The 21,139-nt window shown below is 54.4% G+C and carries 21 protein-coding genes and 1 pseudogene; 8 read left to right on the plus strand and 14 right to left on the minus strand.

Translation table 11 applies throughout. The features are described 5' to 3' along the window. Positions 1-49: 49 nt before the first annotated feature. On the minus strand, positions 50-1,123 hold the full coding sequence (gene rsgA / locus OSC10802_RS0127280; protein WP_017719954.1) for a ribosome small subunit-dependent GTPase A: 1,074 nt from the start codon (positions 1,121-1,123) through the stop codon (positions 50-52). A 441-nt stretch (positions 1,124-1,564) separates the two neighbouring features. Further along, positions 1,565-3,118, minus strand: coding sequence for a dolichyl-phosphate-mannose--protein mannosyltransferase (locus tag OSC10802_RS0127285; protein ID WP_017719955.1), 1,554 nt, complete (start codon positions 3,116-3,118; stop codon positions 1,565-1,567). A gap of 145 nt (positions 3,119-3,263) precedes the next feature. Between OSC10802_RS0127285 and OSC10802_RS0127290 the strand changes: the two genes are divergently transcribed. Both OSC10802_RS0127290 and OSC10802_RS0127295 read left to right on the plus strand, forming a co-directional pair. Next, on the plus strand, positions 3,264-3,470 hold the full coding sequence (locus OSC10802_RS0127290; protein ID WP_017719956.1) for a hypothetical protein: 207 nt from the start codon (positions 3,264-3,266) through the stop codon (positions 3,468-3,470). 18 nt (positions 3,471-3,488) lie between these two features. Beyond that, positions 3,489-4,922, plus strand: a complete 1,434-nt coding sequence (locus OSC10802_RS0127295; RefSeq protein WP_017719957.1) for an NCS2 family permease — start codon at positions 3,489-3,491, stop codon at positions 4,920-4,922. Between the two features lie 363 nt (positions 4,923-5,285). Here the strand turns inward: OSC10802_RS0127295 and OSC10802_RS0127300 are convergent, their stop codons facing one another. Next, positions 5,286-5,813: a hypothetical protein gene (locus OSC10802_RS0127300; RefSeq protein WP_044171675.1), complete on the minus strand. Its 528-nt coding sequence runs from the start codon at positions 5,811-5,813 to the stop codon at positions 5,286-5,288. Positions 5,814-6,631: 818 nt separating this feature from the next. Between OSC10802_RS0127300 and OSC10802_RS0127305 the strand changes: the two genes are divergently transcribed. Next, positions 6,632-7,048 carry a hypothetical protein gene (locus OSC10802_RS0127305; protein WP_017719959.1) on the plus strand — a complete coding sequence of 139 codons (417 nt, stop codon included), beginning with the start codon at positions 6,632-6,634 and terminating at the stop codon, positions 7,046-7,048. Between the two features lie 390 nt (positions 7,049-7,438). Beyond that, positions 7,439-8,257 carry an ion transporter gene (locus tag OSC10802_RS0127320; protein WP_017719962.1) on the plus strand — a complete coding sequence of 273 codons (819 nt, stop codon included), beginning with the start codon at positions 7,439-7,441 and terminating at the stop codon, positions 8,255-8,257. Between the two features lie 116 nt (positions 8,258-8,373). Here the strand turns inward: OSC10802_RS0127320 and OSC10802_RS0127325 are convergent, their stop codons facing one another. The 4 genes from OSC10802_RS0127325 to acsF form a co-directional block, all read right to left on the minus strand. Continuing rightward, the gene (locus OSC10802_RS0127325; RefSeq protein WP_026098867.1) at positions 8,374-8,799 is read right to left on the minus strand and encodes a nucleoside deaminase; all 426 of its coding nucleotides are present in this window, start codon (positions 8,797-8,799) and stop codon (positions 8,374-8,376) included. 311 nt (positions 8,800-9,110) lie between these two features. Continuing rightward, positions 9,111-10,475 (minus strand): site-specific DNA-methyltransferase, encoded by a 1,365-nt coding sequence (locus OSC10802_RS0127330; RefSeq protein ID WP_017719964.1) that lies wholly within the window; start codon positions 10,473-10,475, stop codon positions 9,111-9,113. Between the two features lie 105 nt (positions 10,476-10,580). Then, positions 10,581-11,345 carry a hypothetical protein gene (locus OSC10802_RS0127335; protein ID WP_017719965.1) on the minus strand — a complete coding sequence of 255 codons (765 nt, stop codon included), beginning with the start codon at positions 11,343-11,345 and terminating at the stop codon, positions 10,581-10,583. A 245-nt stretch (positions 11,346-11,590) separates the two neighbouring features. Next, positions 11,591-12,667 carry a magnesium-protoporphyrin IX monomethyl ester (oxidative) cyclase gene (gene acsF / locus OSC10802_RS0127340; RefSeq protein WP_017719966.1) on the minus strand — a complete coding sequence of 359 codons (1,077 nt, stop codon included), beginning with the start codon at positions 12,665-12,667 and terminating at the stop codon, positions 11,591-11,593. 488 nt (positions 12,668-13,155) lie between these two features. Between acsF and OSC10802_RS53335 the strand changes: the two are divergent. The 3 genes and pseudogenes from OSC10802_RS53335 to OSC10802_RS0127355 all read left to right on the plus strand — a co-directional run. Continuing rightward, a pseudogene (locus OSC10802_RS53335) lies at positions 13,156-13,319 on the plus strand (RNA-guided endonuclease TnpB family protein); the annotation flags it as partial. A 35-nt stretch (positions 13,320-13,354) separates the two neighbouring features. Then, entirely contained in the window at positions 13,355-14,812 is a 1,458-nt protein-coding gene (locus OSC10802_RS56750; RefSeq protein ID WP_052334333.1) for a protein kinase domain-containing protein, read from the plus strand. 289 nt (positions 14,813-15,101) lie between these two features. Beyond that, positions 15,102-15,578, plus strand: a complete 477-nt coding sequence (locus tag OSC10802_RS0127355) for a TM2 domain-containing protein (RefSeq protein ID WP_017719968.1) — start codon at positions 15,102-15,104, stop codon at positions 15,576-15,578. On the opposite strand, the gene OSC10802_RS51250 is transcribed toward OSC10802_RS0127355, so the two are convergent. From OSC10802_RS51250 to OSC10802_RS0127375, 5 genes are all read right to left on the minus strand, one after another. Continuing rightward, positions 15,575-15,787, minus strand: a complete 213-nt coding sequence (locus OSC10802_RS51250; RefSeq protein WP_155968455.1) for a hypothetical protein — start codon at positions 15,785-15,787, stop codon at positions 15,575-15,577. The genes OSC10802_RS0127355 and OSC10802_RS51250 overlap by 4 nt on opposite strands. A gap of 21 nt (positions 15,788-15,808) precedes the next feature. Beyond that, positions 15,809-16,330 (minus strand): DUF2996 domain-containing protein, encoded by a 522-nt coding sequence (locus tag OSC10802_RS0127360; protein WP_017719969.1) that lies wholly within the window; start codon positions 16,328-16,330, stop codon positions 15,809-15,811. Positions 16,331-16,431: 101 nt separating this feature from the next. Continuing rightward, positions 16,432-16,707, minus strand: a complete 276-nt coding sequence (locus tag OSC10802_RS0127365; protein WP_017719970.1) for a MoaD/ThiS family protein — start codon at positions 16,705-16,707, stop codon at positions 16,432-16,434. Positions 16,708-16,912: 205 nt separating this feature from the next. Beyond that, positions 16,913-18,226, minus strand: coding sequence for a threonine synthase (gene thrC, locus OSC10802_RS0127370; protein ID WP_017719971.1), 1,314 nt, complete (start codon positions 18,224-18,226; stop codon positions 16,913-16,915). Positions 18,227-18,491: 265 nt separating this feature from the next. Then, positions 18,492-18,752 (minus strand): MoaD/ThiS family protein, encoded by a 261-nt coding sequence (locus OSC10802_RS0127375; RefSeq protein WP_017719972.1) that lies wholly within the window; start codon positions 18,750-18,752, stop codon positions 18,492-18,494. A gap of 137 nt (positions 18,753-18,889) precedes the next feature. Between OSC10802_RS0127375 and OSC10802_RS0127380 the strand changes: the two genes are divergently transcribed. Beyond that, positions 18,890-19,384: a DUF427 domain-containing protein gene (locus tag OSC10802_RS0127380; protein WP_026098868.1), complete on the plus strand. Its 495-nt coding sequence runs from the start codon at positions 18,890-18,892 to the stop codon at positions 19,382-19,384. 52 nt (positions 19,385-19,436) lie between these two features. On the opposite strand, the gene OSC10802_RS56755 is transcribed toward OSC10802_RS0127380, so the two are convergent. Together OSC10802_RS56755 and OSC10802_RS0127390 are read right to left on the minus strand one after the other, a co-directional pair. Beyond that, positions 19,437-19,601: a TPM domain-containing protein gene (locus OSC10802_RS56755; protein ID WP_369797134.1), complete on the minus strand. Its 165-nt coding sequence runs from the start codon at positions 19,599-19,601 to the stop codon at positions 19,437-19,439. A gap of 235 nt (positions 19,602-19,836) precedes the next feature. Further along, positions 19,837-21,102: a dicarboxylate/amino acid:cation symporter gene (locus OSC10802_RS0127390; protein WP_017719974.1), complete on the minus strand. Its 1,266-nt coding sequence runs from the start codon at positions 21,100-21,102 to the stop codon at positions 19,837-19,839. Positions 21,103-21,139 lie beyond the last annotated feature (37 nt).

The following is a 21,139-nucleotide window of genomic DNA, read 5'->3' on the forward strand; positions in this document are numbered from 1 at the left end:
TAACCAGAAACCGGGTTTCTTTAAGAAACCCGGTTTCTCAGTCTCTCAATTACCGCTTGCTGCTATTTCGCAGAGCTTTGTGTATCTTTTTCCACCGTTCCTTCTCGACTAAAGACGCTTTTTGATCCTGTCGCCGGGAAAGGTAGTCCAGCTCTTTTTGCAGGTTCTGGTAGCTGAAAAAACGCTCAGGGTCAAGCGTTCCCTCACTCAGCGCTTCCTGCACCGCACAGCCCGGTTCTCCCTCGTGATGGCAGTCCCGGAACCGGCATTTTTCTGCTAGGCTTTCAATATCCGCAAAAGCTTCCTGCAAACCCTCCTCTTTTGCCCAAATTTGGATTTCCCGCATCCCGGGAGTATCGATCAGCAAACCGCCGGATGGCAGTACAATCAGCTCCCGGCTGGTCGTCGTATGCCTTCCCCGGCTGTCATTCTGGCGAACTGGCTGCACTTTTTGCGCGCAGTTGCCGGTTAAGTTGCCGGTTAATTGATTCGCGATAGTTGATTTCCCGACACCAGAGGACCCAAGCAAAGCTACGGTCCGCCCTTCTTGGAGATAGGGCGTCAGCGCATCCAGTCCTTGATGGCTAGCCGCGCTCAACACAGCAACCGGCACCCCAATAGCGACGGCTTCCACCTCCAGCACTCGCTCCTCAACACTCTCGCACAAATCTGCCTTATTCAGCACAATGACAGGATTGGCTCCGCTCTCCCAGGCTAAAATCAAATAGCGCTCGATCCTTCTCGGGTTGAAATTTCCATCCAGCCCCGAAACTAAAAAGACCGTATCGATATTTGCCGCAACAATTTGCTCTTCTGTTTTAGCACCGGCTGTCTTCCGGGAAAACTTGCTCGCTCTCGGCAAAATCCCATGAATCGTCGCTCTTTTTTCCCCCTCCCTGACGCCGATCGCTACCCAGTCGCCCACCGCCGGCCAGTCTTGGGCCGAAACCGCACGGTGCCTCAGCTTGCCGGCAACATCCGCCAGCAGATCCCCATATTCCGTATACAGAATATAGGTGTGCTTGTGCTCAACCGCAACCCGTCCCGCAGCGTAGCCTTGCTGCCGGTAGCTTTCAAAGCTTTGGGCAAAAAAACTATTCCATCCCAACCGATTTAAGTCCATTTCTTGCCTCAATGTGAATCTCGCTCTCAGCAAGGCTCACAGAGGACTTCTGGCTTTCATTCCCTATATAGCGTTTCTCAGTTGCATGAACTCTGGCCCAGAAACCCGGTTTCTTAAAGAAACCGGGTTTCTCAGTACCTCAAAGGATGAGAAACCCTATAAAGAACTGACAAAACGAGAACCTCTGAGAATTCCTTGCTCTGCACCTCGGTCACAGGGGTGTGGGTGGCTACCGACTCAGACATCACTTTTCCTCCTGAACTACTTGTGGACTTCCCAGCAGTGCCCATTCAATCTCTGGCTCCTGCAGGTTATTCCCATTATACCTTAAACTTTCTCTGCTGTCAATCAGAGCGAAAAAAAATAAAAAATTAAACCCGTTGGGCCTAACCGATGCCCCCACGCCCCACGCCCGACGCCCGACGCCCCATGCGCACTCACTTAAATCCAAGAACGGAACCACATGCGCAAGTCAAACTCCCCCTGCGACAGGGGAAGCCCCCAGTACACCGGCAGCCAAAACACCAGGGCGAGCAGAATGGCAAAAATCACCGTCACCCCCATCGCGCGGCGCTCGGATTGGTAACTCCGCAGCCAGCGCTCAACCGCCCACGCCAACCCCAAAAATGAAAACACAGAAGCCCCCATATAAAGATAAATAAACGTGCAGCGCGTCACCAGCATCCAAGGCAGCCAATTCGCCGCATAATTCACAACCAAATAAAACACCGCCCACAACTCAGCCGCCTGGGGGAACCGAACCGGCTGCCGGCTGGCACTCCTCCAAATTACCTCTACCCACAGCCGGTGAGCCAGCATAAAAAACAGCAGCAGAATCGCAGCGCTAGACAGCCACCACAGCACGGGATTCCCCATTGCGTGAACGTCATAAATCACCTCACCGGCACCCTCTGGCAAAGGGGGGTAAGCGGGAACCGCCTCCACTGTGTTGCGAGCCCTTTCGTAAACATATACCATCGGTCGGAGCATTACCGGCCAGCTGTACCAAGCCGAGCAGTAAGGGTGCACCTCAGCACTATTCTTCATCGCTCTGTGGAACTGCAGGATTTGCTCGTGCACTTCCCAGAATCCTGACTTTGGGTCGAGCTGGAAGTGGGGAATCCAAGCCAAACTATACACAGCAGCCGGCAGCACCCCCAAACACAGCAGAACTGGCATAAAATTCAGTTGCGTCAGGTTTTGCTGGAGGGGGGATTTGGGATTTTGGATTGTGGATTTTGGATGGGGGATTGGGAAATTTAAACTCACCAAGATAAAATCTAAAATCGATTGCGCCCTCGCTGCCAGCCAAACCAGATAGACGCCCAGCAAAAAACCCAAACCGTTCCACTTCACCGCAGCGGACGCTCCCAAACACGCGCCGGCACACGCCAGCCAAAACGTGCGCCTTCTTCCCCGCTTTTCCAGCGCCATCAGGAACAGCCACTGACCCAACAGCCCGAAAAAAACCAGATAAATATTAATCAGAGCGTAGCGCGACTCCACCAGAAGCAACCCGTCAGTGGCAGTCAGCAAACCGGCTATCAGCGCAAAGCTGCGCCGGCGGCTCAGCTGGTAAGCCGTGCCGGCAGCAATTACCGGAATCAGAGATCCCGTGAGAGCATTCAGCCAGCGGTAACTGAAAGGAGACAGAAGCGTGCCGGTTAACCCATTCCGCAACCCCCCTGCGAAGGGCAGCCTCTCGCCAATCCATATCCCCAGAGCGATGGCGTATTTGCCCACAGGCGGGTGGGCGTCAAAAAAAGACACTCCCTCTAAATAATTCACCCCAAATTTAGCATAGTAAACCTCATCAAACACCAGAGTGTTAAACCGGCTCAGCCCCCAAAACCGCAGGACAGCTGCCAGAAGAAACACGCCCGCCATTCCCAACCCAAACCAGGGAACAGGCCGGTTAGAGAGCAGCTCCAGCAATTTTGGCTTTTGGGTGGAGCGGAATCCCTCACTTTCCGAGGGATGGGATTTAAGATTCATCTTGTTAATCGTTAAGGCTCAATACTTCACTGCTAAGTGGGCGCACATACTCAAGCATAACATAAGGGTGCCAGAAACTTGGGTTCTTTGGGCGGAGGCCAGAAACCGGGTTTCTTTAAGAAACCCGGTTTCTAGAAGTTTCTGGATGCTGTTTCTTGAGGAGCCGTTTATTTTTGCCGGCACACTGAGTAAAATATTGGCAGCCGGCCACCGGCGCTGCCAGGCATCGCCGGCATCCGCTCACCGGCTGCCTGCCGGCTGCCAGCTAGATCCCCGCACAAAAGATAATTGTGTGGCAAAAGTGGCAAACGTAGCTCCCACAAGCCCCACTCTGGCAGTGTGCCAGCCATAACGACAAACAGTCAAGCCAATGAGTCAGTCCCCACCCAATCCCACTCCCGAACCCGCCGGTGAGCTACCCGCCGCCCGCGCCAAGGCAGCCATTGCCAGATTTTTCAAATTTGCCGAACTCCAAACCGACTTCCGCACGGAGGTGATCGCTGGGGTGACGACGTTTATGACAATGGCTTATATTCTGGCGGTGAACCCGGCGATTCTGTCAAGCGCCATTTTTCTGGAAAACCCCGGAGATCTATTTGAGGAGTTGGTGTTCGCCACTGCGATCTCCTCTGCCACCGGCACCCTAGTCATGGGCTTGCTCGCCAACTACCCCTTCGCCCTCGCCCCCGGAATGGGGCTGAACGCCTTCTTTGCCGTTTCTGTCGTGCAGGGGCTGGGAATCAGCTGGCGCGTAGCGCTGACTTCTGTGCTGATTGAGGGGCTAATTGTGATTGCCCTCACCCTCTCCAACATTCGCACCCAAATTCTCACAGCCATTCCCGAATGCCTGAAACACGCCACTGCCGCCGGCATTGGCTTGTTTCTCGCCTATATCGCCCTCTCTGGCGATCCTGCCAGCGGTGGCGCGGGCATTATTGTCGCCGATCCCGCCACGAAAACCGCCTTGGGCAGCTTCAAGGAGCCGGCATCCCTGATGGCGATTGCCGGCATCCTGATCGCCTCCGCCCTAGTCGCCCGCCGCATCAAAGGCGCACTCCTGTGGGCGATTCTGGCAACCTCCCTGCTGGGGTGGATTCTGGGCGTCGCCCCCTGGCCGGCGGGGATTGCCGCCCTCCCCCAGTGGCCCGGGGATTTGCTGGGCCAAGCCCTGGTGGGGCTGGGTCAAATGAACGAAACGAATGTCTGGGATTTCCTCGCCGTCACTTTTGTCTTTTTCTTTGTGGATCTGTTCGACACCATTGGCACCGTTGCCGGTGTGAGCATCCAAGCGGGATATATGGATGAAAATGGCGAACTCCCCCGCGCCAAGGAAACCTTACTTGCGGATGCGGTGGGCACCACTGTCGGTGCTGTCTTGGGAACGTCCTGTGTCACCACTTATATCGAGTCAGCTGCCGGTGTCTCCGAAGGCGGGCGCACCGGCTTTACCGGCATCACCGTGGCTTTGCTGTTTGTCCTGTCGGTATTTTTTATCCCCCTGTTCTCAGCCATTCCCGCTTTCGCCACCGCACCGGCGCTGCTGATTGTCGGCGTTCTCATGGCCGGCAATGTGCGGGCGATTCGCTGGGATGACCCCGCCGAGTCTATTCCCTCATTTCTCACCCTTGTGGTGATGCCTTTGAGTTTTTCCATTGCGGAAGGCTTAGCAATTGGCTTCATCACTTACCCCCTGATCAAAGCCTTTCAAGGCAAAGCCCATGAAATCACACCGGCAGTTTGGGTGCTGGCCGGTGTTTTTGTCCTGCGATTTATTTTGATGGCGCTGCAATCAACTAACACTTAATCTCAGGTTTATAGAAACCGTTTTTCTTGTGAGAGTCAGCGTTTTTCTCCTGCTTTTGAACAGAAGAAACCCGGTTTCTGCCTCCTAGAAACCGATTTTATAGCGCTAGCCACTTAGGGAACGGACATTAGAGCTTGAGGTTGAAGGGAACGCTTGCGCTACGCCTGTCCTACCAATATACGGCGTAGGACAGGCGGGACGCCTGTCCTTTATGTCCTGAGCTAAGTGAATACTGCTATATTGTGGCGCAAAGGAGTGACACACAGTTGAAATAAATAGTATTTTCTCTCCCACCCCCAATCGAAAATCCAAAATATAAAATCCAAAATTACTATAAGGCTATCTTTGCAAACTAGGTGTGAGTTAGATGCGGAACAGATCCCGCACGTCCTGTAGCGGGAATGGCCACAGCAACTCAGGCTCCCAGTCATTGGGGTCAAACAGCGAGTTGCGCCCTCGCTGATAGGCAGGCCACAGGTATTTCCAGGGGCAATTGGACCGCCGGCCTGCGGACTGCTGCAGCTGTTTGTCAGCGGCTGCCAGCAGCCCCAGCAGCAGCACCAGATTCACCGGCCTCAATTTTGCCCCCAGCACAAACGCCTGGACTTGCGCCTCACCGATGGCGTCAGTGCCGTAACCCGTGAGGACGTGTATGCCATCATGGAGCTGTTCGCGCGGTGGGCCGCAGGTCAGGGGTTGCAGCTGGTGCCGGTCGAGGAAGTCCGCCCAAGCGCGGCCAAAAGTGCCCGCCGGCAGGGCTCGCAGTTCCCCCACACGCACAAGCTGAGGCGCGGAAAGCCCCCGCGCCGCACGGTCAATCCCATGCAAGAATTTTTGGACATAAAGGGGCGGCTTGCCCTCCAGCTTTGGGGAAGTGAGAAGGTGTAGCATGGCTAACTCAGCTGCATTGCGTTCTAAGGGAATGAAGTCTGTTGGGCTTCCTGACACACCCCCGCACTCGGGCAGGGGTGCGGGGTAATACCCCTTAAGGTAGCTCCCCTCAATCTTAACCCCTTGAGGTATGCAGCTGTCTAGAGAATTTGAGGAAGTTTCTATAAAAATCTTTCTCAGAACTGTGAAGCTTGCATTAAGACAAGAGCGCGCACTCGCTCGTGGCCCAACAATCGGCCACAGGGAGCATCCCCCCTCATGCAAAGAAGCCGAAATGAATTCGATAATGATTTCAGCAGGGGGCAGGAGAAGAATATTTTTGGCCAGCTGAATCCCGGCAACGGGATTGAAACACGGCATTGAACCCTCTGACAAGCCTTCCCCGCCTGAGAGCGGCCTCTATAGTGCGGCTGCCTCCGGCAGCTCTCCCCTCCTGCCCGTCTGATAAAATCCGGTTAATTAATTTACGCTTAATCAATCCCGCCACACGCTGGCCTTTCGTTCGCGCGCGCCCTGTCAGTATGGGAAAACCAGCGTTCTTCCAATGTGCGAGCCGAGCAGGAATAAGAAAAACTTATATGTTCCCACCTTTGAGCAAAGTTAACCAAAAATTTGTGATTTGTGTTACCTTTTATCTGCCACTTTTATATAAAATAAGCCATACAGCGTTTCTATTTGAGTTGTGCGAGCGTAGAAACCCGGTTTCGTAGGGGCGGTGCCACCCACGCAGACCGCCCCTTCCGGGTTTCTGGCACCCAGAGGTCTGACAAAACATTGAGAACCGCTATAATACCAAGAGCAATCATTTCGACTTCAATATGACTGTGAAAGCAAAATTATCTCTACCAGCCATCCTGTCCGCAGCCACCATTACCGGCGGCGTGTTGCTGGCGGCGGCAAATCCCAGTCAAGCTTTTGCCTGTCCGTTTAGCAAGTTCAAGGGGACTTCTGTCCAGCCTTCTGGCACACCGTCCGGTCTAGTCGCCAAGAAATTCGACCCGACCAAATTGGGAATCGCCGCCGCTGGCATGGCTTCCGCTGCCGGCTTGTTTGCAGCGGGTATGGCTTACAGAGCACGTCGCGCCGGCTCCTTGGCGGTGCTGACAGATGACGCCGCTCCAGAAGACTCCGTGCAAGACCCCTCCTCCCTGGCAATTCCGCAAGAAGCTTTCTCCGCCGCCAGCAGCGAAGAAGCTTCCCCCACCCGCGACAGAGCGCTGACTCTGGTGAGCTAGTCCAAGGGAAAAATCTGTAAATCCACCCTCTGGCAGAAATACCAGAGGGTTTTTGCTGCCGGCGAGTGGGACTCCTGGCTCGCGCTGGCACTCAAGGGCCCACTCCAGGAATGGCAATTCCCGGCTGCCTGCAGCATGGAGCTTTCCGCTCGTGCGGAACCGCTGCCGGTGGAGCTGGCAAACTTTTATAGCGGTTTTCATCTCAGTGCGGTCCTGAGAAACCCGGTTTCTTTAAGAAACCGGGTTTCTGGCATGTACTTCATCCAACTGAAAACCCCTATAAGATTTATGCCGAATCATTGACGTGCCGCCGGTGTGGCCAATCCCAAGAATCCAAAACCGGCACACCCCGCCAGAGCCATGAATCCCAGAACGCCACTGCTACCGCCCATGTCGCTGCGACAAAAACTTGCCTTTTATCTAGAAGACATTGAAACCCCTGCCGGCAGAGCCGTTAATTTGCTCATTGCCGGCTCGGTTTTACTCTCCTCAGCGATTTTTGTCGTAGAAACCTACCCAATGCCTGCTAGCGTGCGCCTCTATCTCGATGCCATTAACACGGGTATCCTGCTGATTTTCGCCGCCGAGTACATCATACGCTTCTGGTGCGCAGAGCGCAAGTTGAAGTTTTTTCTAAGCCTCTACTCTCTGGTCGATCTCATCGTCATCTTGCCCTTTTTCCTGGCCGCTCTAGACGTCAGCTTTATTCTCATCTTTCGATGGCTGCGGATTTTGCGACTGATTCGTTTTATTGACCCCCAAACACTATTTGGCACCATCAGCACGGAAGATGGCGTCATGGTCGCCCGCATTTTATTCACTTTATCTGCGATAATATTCGTCTATTCGGGCTTAATTTACCAAGTTGAGCATCCCGTCAACCCCGAGGCGTTCAGCACATTTTTTGACGCTGTTTATTTCTCCGTCGTCACCATGACAACGGTTGGGTTTGGCGATGTCACCCCCGCCTCAGAAGGGGGGCGCGTGATGACGGTAATGATGATTTTGACCGGCATTGCCTTCATCCCCTGGCAGCTGGGCGACCTGATCAAACAAGTGGTCAAAACAGCGAACCAGAAACACGTGCGCTGTTCTGGTTGTGGCTTGTCTTTGCACGACGCCGACGCTCATTTCTGCAAAATCTGCGGCACTCAGCTGGAGGTGGCCACCAAGGCCAATGGCAAAGTGCCCGCCGGCACTAGAGACTGAGGCGAGCTTGCGCCGCGTCTTTTCAGGCCATTCTCCTGCCGGTCGAGCCGGTTGGCGGCGCACTACTTGCCACAAACCCGGTTTCTTAAAGAAACCGGGTTTCTTAGTCCCCCGCTCTATTTAAAAAGCCGCACAGACTCCTCTCGGAGAAGCCCTTTGCTAAGGTTTATTTTCCTAAACCCCTTAGCAATCACTTCCTCACAAAAAATCTCGATTTGATTCACACCGGCATCCATCAAATCCTGGATAGAAGCCGCGTAGATAATTTCCGAAATTCCCGCCCAGACACAGGTAGCCGCGCACATCGGACAGGGCTCACCCGTCGCGTACAGCGTATACCCTTCCAAGGAAGGATTCTTCAGCTGGCGAGTCAGATTGCGAATCACATTCACCTCAGCGTGAGCTGACGGATCGCTATCTCTCCTGACCGTATTGTGCGCTCTGGCTACCACTTGATTATCTCTCACAATCACTGCCCCGAAAGGCATGTCCCCTTTCATGGCTTCTTCCAGGGCTATCCTCATAAAGTCTTCAGGAGTCACAGTCTTCCTCAGTTTTTCATGGCAATGGCTACTTATTATACCTCGAACAGACCCGACAGGGAAAGGGAGCCGGTGGGGCTAAAGCCCAACTACAAACCTTTGGGCATTAGTAGGGGCGGGTTCACCCAAAATGTCTCGGCTCAGTTCAGATGTTCGTAAACCCGCCCCTACAAACTTTGGGCTAAAGCTCAACTACAAACTTTGGGCTTTAGCCCAACTACAAACTTTGGGCTTTAGCCCAACTACAAACCTTTGGGCTAAAGCCCAACTGCGCAACCTTTGGGCTAAAGCCCAACTGCGCAACCTTTGGGCTAAAGGATACCTTCTAATTCCCCAACTGATGACTCAGTTGCCCAAACAGAAAAATTCTGGACAGGATTCCCTTTTTCATCCCTTACCTCACTTGTCCGCACAGACGATAAATTTGGCGTTTCCAGATTGAACAGCGATAGCTGCTGGGGTGCTTCCTTTGGTTCATTCTTCTGCGGGGATGTTTTCTGACTGACAAAATCCCCCATGCGCTCGCACCCTTTAGCAAATCGCCGCAGAGTCGTAGCAATCGCCTCCAAACTATTATCAATCCCTATCCACCTGCGCCCCAACTGTGAAGCCACAGCCAGCGCTGTTCCCGAACCAGAAAAGCAATCCAGCACCCAATCCCCCGGATTTGAGGAAGCCTGAATAATCCGAGCCAGCAAATCCGGGTTTTTCTCCGTTGGGTAGCCGGTAATTTTAATGTTCTGATTGTGGGCGTCCCGAAACTCAAGCCAAATATCTTGTACAGGAATGCCGCTACTTTCATCCAAGTATATCTTGCGGCGGGGGTTGCCATTGGCAGACCAGTATATCTCCCCCCGCGCATCCATTTCGTCGAGTGTCTTGGGTGGGAACTGCCAGTGTTTCCCTGGTGGCGGACTCATCCCTCGCCAAGGCTTGCCGGTTTCTCCATTGCGCACGCCAGGGGCGTGAAGCGGAACTTTCTTATATCTGCGCCCTGTTTCCCTCTCAGTGTATTCATATTCTTTTAAAGCCCGCTCATCCGTCCACTGCTCCACAGGCCTGTTCCAGACATAATTGTCTGATTTGGTGTAAAATAAAATGAAGTCAGCCACATTGCCGTAGGTCTTCCGCGTGTAGTTTTTCGGGTTGCACTTCTTGCGCGTAATCCAATTCCTAAAATTCCCCTGTCCGAACACCTCATCCATGAGGACTTTAATATGAAAGGCCATGTTTTCATCCAGATGGACATAGATAGACCCGTCATCCGCTAGCAGCTCTCGCAGAAGGAGCAACCTTTGGCGGATAAATTCAATGTAATGTGCGCCGGCTAACAAGTCACAGTAAGCATCAGCCTGAGAGCGAGATTTAAAGATGCTCTGAGTGGCAAAGGGGGGGTCGATGTAAATCAGCCTTACCTGCCCTTCGAGGGCAGAATCATTAAGAAATGATGCCAGGACCGGTAAGTTGTCCCCGTAATAAAGCCGGTTTTCATATTCGCCCTCTTTATTTTCATCAACCGGCCACAACACAGCACATTCAGCCGGTTTTGTTGCCAAAATCTCACTTTCTGGCAGTTTACCTGGATATGAAAGGCACACATCCAGACTATTTGTGGGGGCCGAGGAAGCCGGTGTGAGGTCGCCGTTCCATTGAGTTTTGGGAATCCCAGTAGCCATTCTCAACCCTCTCTCTATTCTTTCTTGGCGCTCCTTCACGGCGGCGGTTTATAAAAACAACTTTCCACTCAATTATAACAGATTTATAGATTCTAATTCTAATCCCTACGGCACCCACTCCAGCACAATCCCCACGCGACTGTCCTTACTCTCCCGGGCATTTTGCTTCTCAATATCCGCAGAGAGGCGGAGGTGGCGAGTCACAGCATACCCCACCGAAACCGCCGTCAAACCCACTTCCTCATCGGTTCCCGGCTGAACCCAGCTTTGAGTTAAAGAAATATCCGCCGCGCCGCCGCGAGACAGCGCCAGCAGCAGCCGCGCCCCAACACTCACGCCACCCCTGGAGTAAGACTCGGTTTCCAGATGCCGGTAGCCCACCACCGGCGCGATATTGATATAACTCCCGAGTGGGCGCAGGTAATAGCGCAACTGAGCGCCATAAGCCTGGGTTTCCCCATTAAAAGACGCTTGATAGTCCCCACTCACCGTCAAGCCGGTGCGCCCGACAAAGACATCTTCGACACCGGCATTCCAGCCGCCAAATCCCTCCGCCGAGGGAAACTGCGAAAAGCCCAGCCGCACGCGGGTTTTGAAGCTGGGGTCATTTTTAATATCTTGCAAAACATTCGGCACCTGACGCAGCCAGCGCTGCAGCACCGGCGAACCTTCGATCACTTCCGGGGGTAAATCCAACTCGGCGGCGGGAGTGCCAGGGGTTTGGGCCAACTTCTCTGCCGCCAGCCCTTGTGGGGGAGTCCCGCACCAGCCCGGTGCCGGTGCGAGGGCCAAGCCTGCGCCCAGCAGCGTGCCGGTTTTGGCGCTTAAGCGGAGAGTTCGGACTAAAGTCCTGACTGCGAACAGAACCATACTACCAGATTTGATATAATGTACCTGCTTCATCCGTGCTCTGAGTGCCGTCGCACAGTAGAAGGATGATTTCAGCTTTGTCCCCGATCGAAAACCCCCTCAAGCCTCCCCGTGCACGGGGAGGGGGTTGGGGGGTGGGGTTCATCCCACCTGCGGCTCACCGTGAGAGTGCCTTCCCAAAAAAAAAGCGGTCCCACGTGACGCAGAACCGAAATCCGAACTAACAGAGGAGCGAAACCGGAAACCTAACTAACTGCCCCTTGCATCCGAGCAGTGTCTACCGGCTTCATCAAGTACAGCCTGGTTAACTGCCACACATTCGAGACGTAAAGGGGTAGTTTTTGGAACAATTTCACCAATTTAGGTGCGTCCGATTTAGCGATGTCTGCTAGTTTAGCATTATTTTGGGTGCAGATGTCCAGCCGGCGGTAGAATTCAGGGTTCTCCACGTCCAGAATCACCGGGAACACGCGCCCAGCCGTCTCGTTGGTCTTCTTAATGACATAAATGTCGTAGTCGCGGGCGTCCAGACCGATAGAGGCGTAGAAGGCAGAGCGCTGGATGTCGTTGAGATACATGGTGGCAAACACCGACAGCAGGAAGAACCGGCTCCACAGCTTGGCTGCCCAGTCGTTCAGCATCTGCGGCTGAGCCTTCATGATGGCGTCGAAGAAATCCCCGTGGCGGTTTTCATCCTGGCACCAGTTCTCGAAGAAGCGGAAGATGGGATAGATCCGGTGTTCGGGATGGGCTTCCAGGTGGCGGTAGATGGTGATGTAGCGCCAGTAGCCAATCTTTTCGGAGAGATAGGTGGCGTAGAAGATGAATTTCGGCTTAAAGAACGTGTAGGTGTGATTTTTGGTCAGGAATCCCAGATCCAGGCACATGTTGAAATCTGACATCGCCTTGTTCAGGAAGCCGGCGTGGCGAGCCTCATCCCGCGACATCAGCATAAAGCACTCCGCCAGCACGGGGCTTTTGTCCTTCAGCCGCCGGCCCAGTTCTTTGTAGAGCAGGAAGCCAGAAAACTCAGCCGTGCAAGAGCGCTCCAGGAATTCGACGAACAGCTGGCGCGTTTGGCCATCGATGTGAGCCCAGGACTGTTCAAACTCCGCATCCCGCACGAAGTGGTGCCGATTGTAATCGGTGCGGAACTCCTCCAGGATGGCTCTGAGCTCGTCTTCATTGGGCGAGATGTCCATTTTCGCCATCGCCTCAAAATCGGTGGTGTAGAACCGAGGGGTGAGGATGGTTTCCTTGGCGGGGACTTTCACCCCGGGGCGGAGCTCTTCAAAGGCGGGTTTTTTCAGGGAGTCTACCATAGGTCTGTTTGGGCTGTTGTTTAATGACAGGGGGTTGCAACTGTGCTTCCCTCTCTCAGGCTCAGTTAAGAGAATTTTACGATAATGGCTGCTTTCGCTACGCCCTCCAGTCTACAGCACACTCAAGGACTCCAGACAGCCGGTTGTGTTAAGAGTTACTACGTTTTGTAAAGTTTTGTAAATTTTCTCACTTCGCAGATGGGAAAACTAATAACACACTTTCTCACCAAAGTCAAGTGGCTTGGGCGCTAATCGCAGCTTGCTTGCCTGCAAACAGTGGCCGGCAGGCCGATCGTCTCGACGGCGATCTGCCACCATGAAAAGAGGCAAGATTTAATACCAGGTTTCCTAGGCAACGCCGGGTAATCTGGTATAATAAGGGCACAGAGAGAATTTAATCGCGGATTTTCTGGACAAAGCCTGGTCGCGTGATATAATACACACAGAGATTTGAGGACAGCCCTATTGGCCAGATAGTGGCCTTTGGAATTTTCCACTCTCCCAGTTGCGGCTTTGCGCGCTTCGCGGGACTGGAATGGCGCTGAACGGGATTATTTTCCTGAAAGCTTTGCGGGATACCGCCTCTATCACTTTTGCCGGTGATAGTGCTATCGTTGCATTGTCCGGGGATGCCCGAACAAAAGCCGCGTAAATGTATCAGAAACTGCACGCCGCTATCATCCGTGTATGAGCTATTGCCTCAATCCCCACTGCCAGCAGCCGCAAAACTTCCCCCAGACAGCCGAAACAAACCAACAAACCTGTCTCAGTTGCGGCGCAAAGTTACTGCTGGGCGAGCGCTACCGGGCAATCAAACCGATTGACGGCGGTGGCTTTGGCAGGACTTTCTTGGGGGTGGATGAGTGCAAACCGTCCAAACCCCGCTGCGTGATCAAGCAGTTTCGCCAGCAAGACACCGGCAGGCAAGCCAAAGCCGCTGAGTTATTTCGCCAAGAAGCGGCGCAGCTGGAGCGACTGGGCAAACACCCCCAGATTCCGGAACTGCTGGCGCATTTTGAGCAAGAAGGGCGGCAGTATGTCGTGCAGCAGTACATCGACGGGCAAAACCTGGCCCGAGAGCTGGATGAGGAAGGCCCTTTCAGCGAAGTCCAAATCCGCCAGCTGCTCAGTGACTTGCTGCCGGTGCTGCAGTTTGTCCACGACCACCAAGTGATTCACCGGGATATCAAACCGGAAAACATCATTCGCCACCGCTTTGACGGGAAACTGGTGCTCGTTGACTTCGGGGCGGCGAAATCCGCCACCGGCACCGCACTGGGAGCAACCGGCACCGTGATTGGCTCCGCTGGGTACGCCGCCCCAGAGCAAGCCCTGGGCAAAGCCGTGTTTGCCAGCGATCTCTACAGCTTGGGCGTAACCTGCACCCACCTGCTGACACAAGTTCCCCCCTTCGACCTGTTCGACACCCGCGAAGGCACTTGGGTGTGGCGGGATTACTTGGTAAACAATCCCGTCAGCCCCCAGCTAGGTCGGGCGCTCGACAAAATGCTGGAAATTCCCATCAAGCGGCGCTATCAGTCTGCTGCTGAAGTCCTCAAAGACTTGAATAGCGAGCCGGTGACTGCAGCGGCGGCATCTGCAGCCGCTCCCACCTCCCTTGGCCCAACCGGCACCGACAGCACTTCTGACCCGAACCGCAACCGTCTCAGGGACACTTACCTAATGTGGGCGGCAGAGTTAGTCCTGGGCACCGCCTTTCGCCCCATCAAAGGATTCCACCGCATCTACAACGGCAAAATTGTCACCGGCTTGCTGTGGATGATTCCATTTGTGGGAGATGTCGGGCACTTGGTGGATCTGTTCCTGATTCCAGAAATGGTCGATGAGTACCGCGAAAAGGCCAGAGCCAAAATGGGCTTATCCCCTGCCGGTCTGCCGCTCACCGAGCCCGCAGCCATCACCCAGACCGTCGAACTCCCCTCCCGTGGGCAACTAATCGTCAAACTCCTGCAAGCAGCCCGCTCTAGCGGCGGTCAGCTTTCCCTAACTCAAGCCATGATAGCAACCGGCGCAGGCTTTGTGGAAGTGGAAGCCGTTTTGCAGGAAATGGTCAAAATTGGTTACGTCAGCGTCGCCAATGACCGAGTTACCGGTGCCGTCACTTACCGGTTCAACCAGTTTTAGGGCACTGGGCACTGGGCACTGGGCATGGGGCACTGGGCATGAGGCACTGGGCATGGGGCACTGGGCATGGGGCGCTGGGCATGGGGCGCTGGGCATGGGGCGCTGGGCATGGGGCGCTGGGCATGGGGCGCTGGGCGCGCCGCTCCTGCGGAGTCGCAACGCTGACCCACCTTCGCACGGTTCAACCCACTGTAACAGCGGCTACCTGCCAGCAGTGATATAAAATAAAAGAGGGGGGGGAATCTATCTCAACGATAAGAAAAATAAATCACAGGCACCTGTAAAGCCTATGAATAATAACCGTCTTTCCACCTCATATATTCTCTGTATTGTCTGGTTTTTTGGCTTGGGAGGTCTCCACCGCCTGTACAATGGCAAAATTGGTACAGGGCTGCTATGGCTGTTTACTTGGGGTGTTTTTGGGGTTGGGCAGTTTGTGGATCTATTTATTATTCCAAGTATGGTTGAGGAACACGATTTAAAACTGAGAGCCAGACTGGGAGTGTCTGCCACCGGCGTGCCCCTGAGCCAGTCCTCAATCGCAGCAACAGTTATTCAACCGGCCAAAGACAAGCTGACTGTTCAAATAGTCAAAGCGGCTGAAGCCAGAGGGGGCAAAATTTCTGTCACCCAAGCGGTGATGGATACAGAAGCCAGCTTTGTCGAGGTAGAAGAAGTTTTGAAGGATCTAGTAAAAATCGGTTATGTAAGCGTTGAAAACGATTACATAACCGGCATAGTGATGTATCGCTTCAATGAACTTTAGAAAGGGGCGTGGGGCATGGCGCATGGCGCATGGCGCATGGCGCATGGGGCCGGCACGCCAAACAATCCATCAAAAATCAGGACATGCAACATCTCAAATGCGATGATGCGATGATGCGATGATGCGATGATGCGATGATGCGATGATGCGATGATGCGATGATGCGATGATGCGATGATGCGATGATGCGATGATGCGATGATGCCCAATGAGATGATGCCCCTAACTCCCTAATTTCTCGCCAGCCACTTTTGAGCGTTCAGGCGCTGCACGACGCCAAACACCAGCAAGTCGAGGGTAATCTTGCGCTCGTCAATCAAGAACGGCTCAATCGTACTCGGCGTGCTGCCACTGTCAGAGCAGGAAAACGCTCTTGGCCCGCTGATTTCCCCTTTAGGGAAATAAATAGAGAACTGGCGTTTCCCACCATTCCAGCGCCCAATCACTTGCCAGCACTCCTCAGCGGAATTCAAGCCAGCAACGGGAATCTTTTGCTTTGACAGAGCCAGATCGACATCGGAAACCCCCTGCTTGGCTAGGGCATTTTTCAGTGCCGGCAGGTAGTCTTGATTGATAAACTCAGCAAACGGCTTGTCTTCAACTGCCGGTGCCTTTTCCTTTTTAGCCGCCTTGGCTGGAGCTCCCTCACCCCCAGCTGTTTCAGCAGGTTTTTTAGCTGCCGGCTTGGCGGATGCCGGTTTGTCAGCCTGCTCTTCTCCGGGATTAGGGTTAGTCGCTGTTTCTTCTGCCATCGTTCCGGTCAATCCTTGTCGGTATTTTCACAACGGCTCGCTGCCTCAGCTAGCGAGCGAGGGCGGGGCTGCCCGTACTTTAATTATAAAGCGCTCTGTCGCTAGCCACCGGCAACTGCCGGCACAATGCTGACTTCATCACCCTCTTTCAGCGGCGTCTTCGTCCCGTCCAAGAAGCGGATGTCTTCGCTATTGACATAGAAATTCAAAAACCGGCGCGGCTCTCCTTTTTCGTCGCGCAGACGCCCTTTAGTCTCGGGATAGAGCTGCTCCAGAGTGTCCAGCAATTCCGCCACACTGCTGCAGGAGCACTCCACAGTGGCTTGATTGTTGGTGAATTTTTGCAGGGGCGTGGGAATTAAAACTGTTACGGCCATACTGAGGTGTTAGGTGTTAGGTGTTGGGTGTTAGGGGCATGGGGCATGGGGCATGGCGGCGGGGCATGGGGCATGGGGCATGGGGCATTGGGGATTGGGCAAAAGCTGATTTTTCGCGCAGCGCAAATCTCTCCCCTTCCTCATGCGCGTGAGGTTCATGCGCGTGAGCCTCACTGGCGTGAGCGACCGCCCCATGCGCTGTGCGCTATACCAGGACTTGCTGCCATTCCAGCCGGTCGAGGGTGCGGGAGCGCTCCAGGGCGCGCTCGAAACTGTCGAGCTTCGGCTCAATGGTGAGGGGTTCGCCGATATAGCCGTGGACGGCTTCTTGGGTTTTCAGCCCATTGCCGGTGATGTAAACAACGGTGCTTTCTTCGGGGTCAATCTTGCCTGCTTCGACCAGTTTCTTGAGCACGGCGATGGTGGTGCCACCGGCGGTTTCGGTGAAGATGCCTTCGGTTTCTGCCAGCAACTTGATGCCTTCAATAATTTCCGCATCGCTGACGGATTCAATATTGCCGCCAGTTTTCCGCGCCACTTCTAAAGCGTAGATGCCGTCTGCGGGGTTGCCAATGGCAATCGATTTGGCAATGGTGTTGGGTTTCACCGGCCTCACGAAGTCGCGCCCCTCCCGGAAGGCTGCTGCGATCGGGGAGCACCCGTCGGCTTGCGCGCCGCTGAAGCGGACATTTTTCTCATCCACCAGCCCAACTTGAATAAATTCTTGAAAGCCTTTGTAAATTTTTGTGAACAGGGAGCCGGAGGCGAGGGGGGCGACAATGTGGTCGGGAAGCTGCCAGCCCAGCTGTTCTGCGACTTCGTAGCCCAGAGTTTTGGAGCCTTCGGAATAGTAGGGGCGCAGGTTGATATTGACAAATCCCCAGCCGTGGGTGTTGGCGACTTCGCAGCAGAGGCGGTTTACTTGGTCGTAGTTGCCGTGGACTGCGATCACGGTGGGGCTGTAGATCAGGGTGCCCAGGACTTTGCCTGCTTCCAAGTCGGCGGGGATGAAGACGCAACAGTCCAAACCGGCATGGGCGGCGATGGCGGCGGTGGAGTTGGCGAGGTTGCCGGTGCTGGCGCAGGAGACGGTGGTGAAGCCGAGCTCTTTGGCGCGGGTGAGGGCGACTGACACCACTCTGTCCTTGAAGCTGAGGGTGGGCATGTTCACCGCATCGTTCTTAATGTAAAGGTTTTTCAGGCCCAGGCGGCGAGCCAGCCGGTGAGAGCGAACCAGGGGCGTCATGCCGGTGCCCACATCGATGGGGCTGTCTGTCGCCACCGGCAGGAAAGGGCGGTAGCGCCAGATGGAGTTCGGACCTGCACAGATGCTTTCGCGGGTGACGTGCCGGCGCAAGGCGTCGCAGTCGTAGCCCAATTCCAGCGGGCCAAAACAGAACTCGCAAACGTGGGTGGCTTTGGGTTCGTACTCCGCGCCACATTCCTTGCAGATAAGGGAGGTGAAGGTGGCGGCGGTGGTTTGGGTTCCGGGTGCGTGCACTTCAGTCGCCTGGGTCATGGGTCAATCCTCTGCTGGGGGGCGGTGCGGTTGGGGGAGTTATCTTTTTTGATTGTCAATCGATACTATCACAGCCTCAGGAGTGCGTCAACTATACCCGATAAATTTTGTCGGGTTTCTTGCGGGCACTGGAAAAGGGGCGCTGGGAAAGGGGCGCTGGGAAAGGGGCGCTGGGGATTGGGCCCCCGGGAAAAAATCCCCAAGCTCTCCCCGTCGGGAAGACAAGAGGCGATGGGCGCGCTCTGCACCCTGCTCGTCCTAGCTGTTAGCCGCCGCTGACGGGGGGGATGAGCACCACCTCGTCGCCGTTTTGCAGGATCGTGTCTGGATCTGCGAAGTCGAGGTTAACGCCGAAGCGGGTGATGTCGCGCCAGCGTTCCAGTTCTGGGTGTTCCGAGTTCAGGCGATCGAGGACAGCAGAAACGGGGGTGCCGGCGGGCAATTCCAGCACCAGTTCAGGGATGCCAAAGACTTCTTGGTAGATGGCGAACAGTTTGACGGTTACGGTGATGGCAGGGAAAGACATAGCTATTAACCGGCTTGTCGGTGGGAGTCAAGCCAATATTAGGGCATTTTCCCGAGTGCCGGTGGACTGCCGCCGCCGCTACTTGCGGGGAAGCCCGCCGGTCTTGTACTATCGATTTTAACAGGAGGTCGCTAACAGTGAAACCAGAACGCATACCCCCAGGTCCAGGACAAGAATCAGTTTGGGATTACCCCCGCCCCCCTCGGGTGGAGGAAGTGAGCAAGCATATCCAAGTCATTTTTAACGGGGAGATTATTGCCGACACCCATCGGGCCAAACGAGTGCTGGAAACAAGCCATCCTCCCGCCTACTATATTCCTTTTGAGGACATCAAGCCGGGCACTCTGCTCAAGACACAGCGGCCAACTTGGTGTGAGTGGAAAGGCGGGGGATATTACTATACAGTAAAATTCGGTGACAAGCAAGCGGAAAATGCAGCGTGGTTTTATCCCAATCCTGTTCCCTCCTTTTTAGCTATAAAGAACTGCGTCAGTTTTTATCCGGGGCTAATGGATGCCTGCTATGTAGATGGCGAGAAAGTCTTGCCACAGCCAGGGAACTTCTATGGGGGCTGGATTACGAGCGAAATTGTTGGGCCATTCAAAGGGGAGCCGGGCACACAGGGTTGGTAGTGCTTTCTATCCAAAAGACTGTTTTAAAAAAACCCTGTTAGTATAGCGGTTTTCAGTTGGATGGAGCGGGTTCTATTTCTAGGCGGCAGTTGCCGGTGGGAATCAAAAACCGCACCCCGTTACGTTGACCAGCTTTGCCAATTCCCCAGGAATTACATAGCGCTGTAGCGAACTGCTGTGGAGTAGCGGATGGTGCGGTATCCGGCACAGTCCCCACAGCAATTTCACTGCCCTTTTTGCCTCCAACTGTGATATAATATGATTGAGTTGTGCTTCCGTTGAGGGACTCAGCACGCCAGCCATATCCCTCACCCAACCGCCGTTTACCTGACGGGGGTTGGGAACGTGCTGCACCGTGACAGCCACACTAGCAGGGGGAATGCTGAGGGCAGCAATACTCAGCATTCCCGCACCTAAAATTTGTTTGAACTGTACTGCTAACAGGGGGTTAATCATTCTACCTCTTTCGGGCGATCCTTGCCATCCAGCAAGCAACTAACCGTCATGTCACCCATCACATTAATGGCAGTGCGGCACCGGTCGAGAAACCAGTCCACAGTGATCAGCAAAACGATATACTCCACCGGCAAACCAACCGCCGAGAACACCAGCGTCATCGTCACCAAACCCGCCTCAGGAATCCCCGCCGCACCCACGGAGGCCAAAATAGACGTAAGCACCACAGTAACCTGCTGCGGGAGGGAAAGATTGACCCCAATCACTTGGGCCACAAATAGGGCAGACATCGCCTCATAAAGAGCAGTGCCGTCATGGTTGAAATTGCTGCCGACTAGCGCCCCCAGAGAAGCGGAAGATTCCCGCAAACCGACTTTTTCCTGCAAAGCTTCATAAGTCACCGGCATCGCCGCTATTGAGGAAGACGTCGAAAAAGCCATCAGCAGCGCATCCGAACAGCCAGCTATCAAGCGTTGCGGACTCACCCAAGAGCCGAACTTCACCCGCAGCAGGTAATAGCAAACCTGCAAAAACAGGGCCACCAGCACCGCCAGCACGAACGCACCCAGGGATTTAAACGGCGTGAAACCTTGAAGGGCAATCGTTTTGGCAACAATTCCAAAAACAGCCAGGGGAACTAGGACAATAACCCAGTGCAAAATGCGAATCACCGCCTCGAATAACATGGAGATTCCCTGCTCAATTGCCCGATAGTCTGTCTTGCCCTGAGCAATTTGCTCGGTTTTCAACCCGCGCAGAGCAATCCCAAAAGCGAGAGCGAGGCAAATCAGCTGGATCACATTGTTGTCAACCAGAGGCTTGAGTACCGCATCTGGCACCAGATCCTGAAATAGTTTCCAGGGATCGAGCGTTTGGCTGATTTCAGATGGAGCCGACGGTGCGGAGATGGCACCCCAGCGGCCAGGTTGTACGACATTCGCAACCAAAATACCGATTATAATAGCAACTGTCGTATTTGTCAGCAGAAGACCAGCCAGCCGGCTGCCCGCCGTTCTCGGGGCGGTCAAAAAGGAGTGCAGCACCGCCAGCAAAATTAGCGGGGTGGCCAGGGCGCGGAGAGCTTTCAGCACCACGTTGGAGGGAACTGCCAAGTTGTTAATCAGGGCGACATTTTCCGGGTGGGGCTGACCGGCACCCAGCAAAATCCCGAAAGCCACTGCCAGAATCAGGGCCATTACAATCTGTAAGTAAAGGGGGATGCGCTCCCACAGCGGACGCTCTTGGATAGCCGGCTGGATCATCAGAAACTCCTCATCAGGGGGTAACAGCAGGGTTTAC

The sequence above is a fragment of the Kamptonema formosum PCC 10802 genome, assembly GCF_000332335.1.
Lineage (GTDB): Bacteria > Cyanobacteriota > Cyanobacteriia > Cyanobacteriales > Oscillatoriaceae > Oscillatoria.

What these genes read in the sequence shown, in the direction of transcription:
- rsgA (WP_017719954.1), bottom strand. Translation starts at nt 1,123, where the DNA reads ATGGACTTAAATCGGTTGGGATGGAATAGTTTTTTTGCCCAAAGCTTT.
- OSC10802_RS0127285 (WP_017719955.1), bottom strand. Translation starts at nt 3,118, where the DNA reads ATGAATCTTAAATCCCATCCCTCGGAAAGTGAGGGATTCCGCTCCACC.
- OSC10802_RS0127290 (WP_017719956.1), top strand. Translation starts at nt 3,264, where the DNA reads ATGCTGTTTCTTGAGGAGCCGTTTATTTTTGCCGGCACACTGAGTAAA.
- OSC10802_RS0127295 (WP_017719957.1), top strand. Translation starts at nt 3,489, where the DNA reads ATGAGTCAGTCCCCACCCAATCCCACTCCCGAACCCGCCGGTGAGCTA.
- OSC10802_RS0127300 (WP_044171675.1), bottom strand. Translation starts at nt 5,813, where the DNA reads ATGCTACACCTTCTCACTTCCCCAAAGCTGGAGGGCAAGCCGCCCCTT.
- OSC10802_RS0127305 (WP_017719959.1), top strand. Translation starts at nt 6,632, where the DNA reads ATGACTGTGAAAGCAAAATTATCTCTACCAGCCATCCTGTCCGCAGCC.
- OSC10802_RS0127320 (WP_017719962.1), top strand. Translation starts at nt 7,439, where the DNA reads ATGTCGCTGCGACAAAAACTTGCCTTTTATCTAGAAGACATTGAAACC.
- OSC10802_RS0127330 (WP_017719964.1), bottom strand. Translation starts at nt 10,475, where the DNA reads ATGGCTACTGGGATTCCCAAAACTCAATGGAACGGCGACCTCACACCG.
- OSC10802_RS0127335 (WP_017719965.1), bottom strand. Translation starts at nt 11,345, where the DNA reads ATGGTTCTGTTCGCAGTCAGGACTTTAGTCCGAACTCTCCGCTTAAGC.
- acsF (WP_017719966.1), bottom strand. Translation starts at nt 12,667, where the DNA reads ATGGTAGACTCCCTGAAAAAACCCGCCTTTGAAGAGCTCCGCCCCGGG.
- OSC10802_RS56750 (WP_052334333.1), top strand. Translation starts at nt 13,355, where the DNA reads ATGAGCTATTGCCTCAATCCCCACTGCCAGCAGCCGCAAAACTTCCCC.
- OSC10802_RS0127355 (WP_017719968.1), top strand. Translation starts at nt 15,102, where the DNA reads ATGAATAATAACCGTCTTTCCACCTCATATATTCTCTGTATTGTCTGG.
- OSC10802_RS0127360 (WP_017719969.1), bottom strand. Translation starts at nt 16,330, where the DNA reads ATGGCAGAAGAAACAGCGACTAACCCTAATCCCGGAGAAGAGCAGGCT.
- OSC10802_RS0127365 (WP_017719970.1), bottom strand. Translation starts at nt 16,707, where the DNA reads ATGGCCGTAACAGTTTTAATTCCCACGCCCCTGCAAAAATTCACCAAC.
- thrC (WP_017719971.1), bottom strand. Translation starts at nt 18,226, where the DNA reads ATGACCCAGGCGACTGAAGTGCACGCACCCGGAACCCAAACCACCGCC.
- OSC10802_RS0127375 (WP_017719972.1), bottom strand. Translation starts at nt 18,752, where the DNA reads ATGTCTTTCCCTGCCATCACCGTAACCGTCAAACTGTTCGCCATCTAC.
- OSC10802_RS0127390 (WP_017719974.1), bottom strand. Translation starts at nt 21,102, where the DNA reads ATGATCCAGCCGGCTATCCAAGAGCGTCCGCTGTGGGAGCGCATCCCC.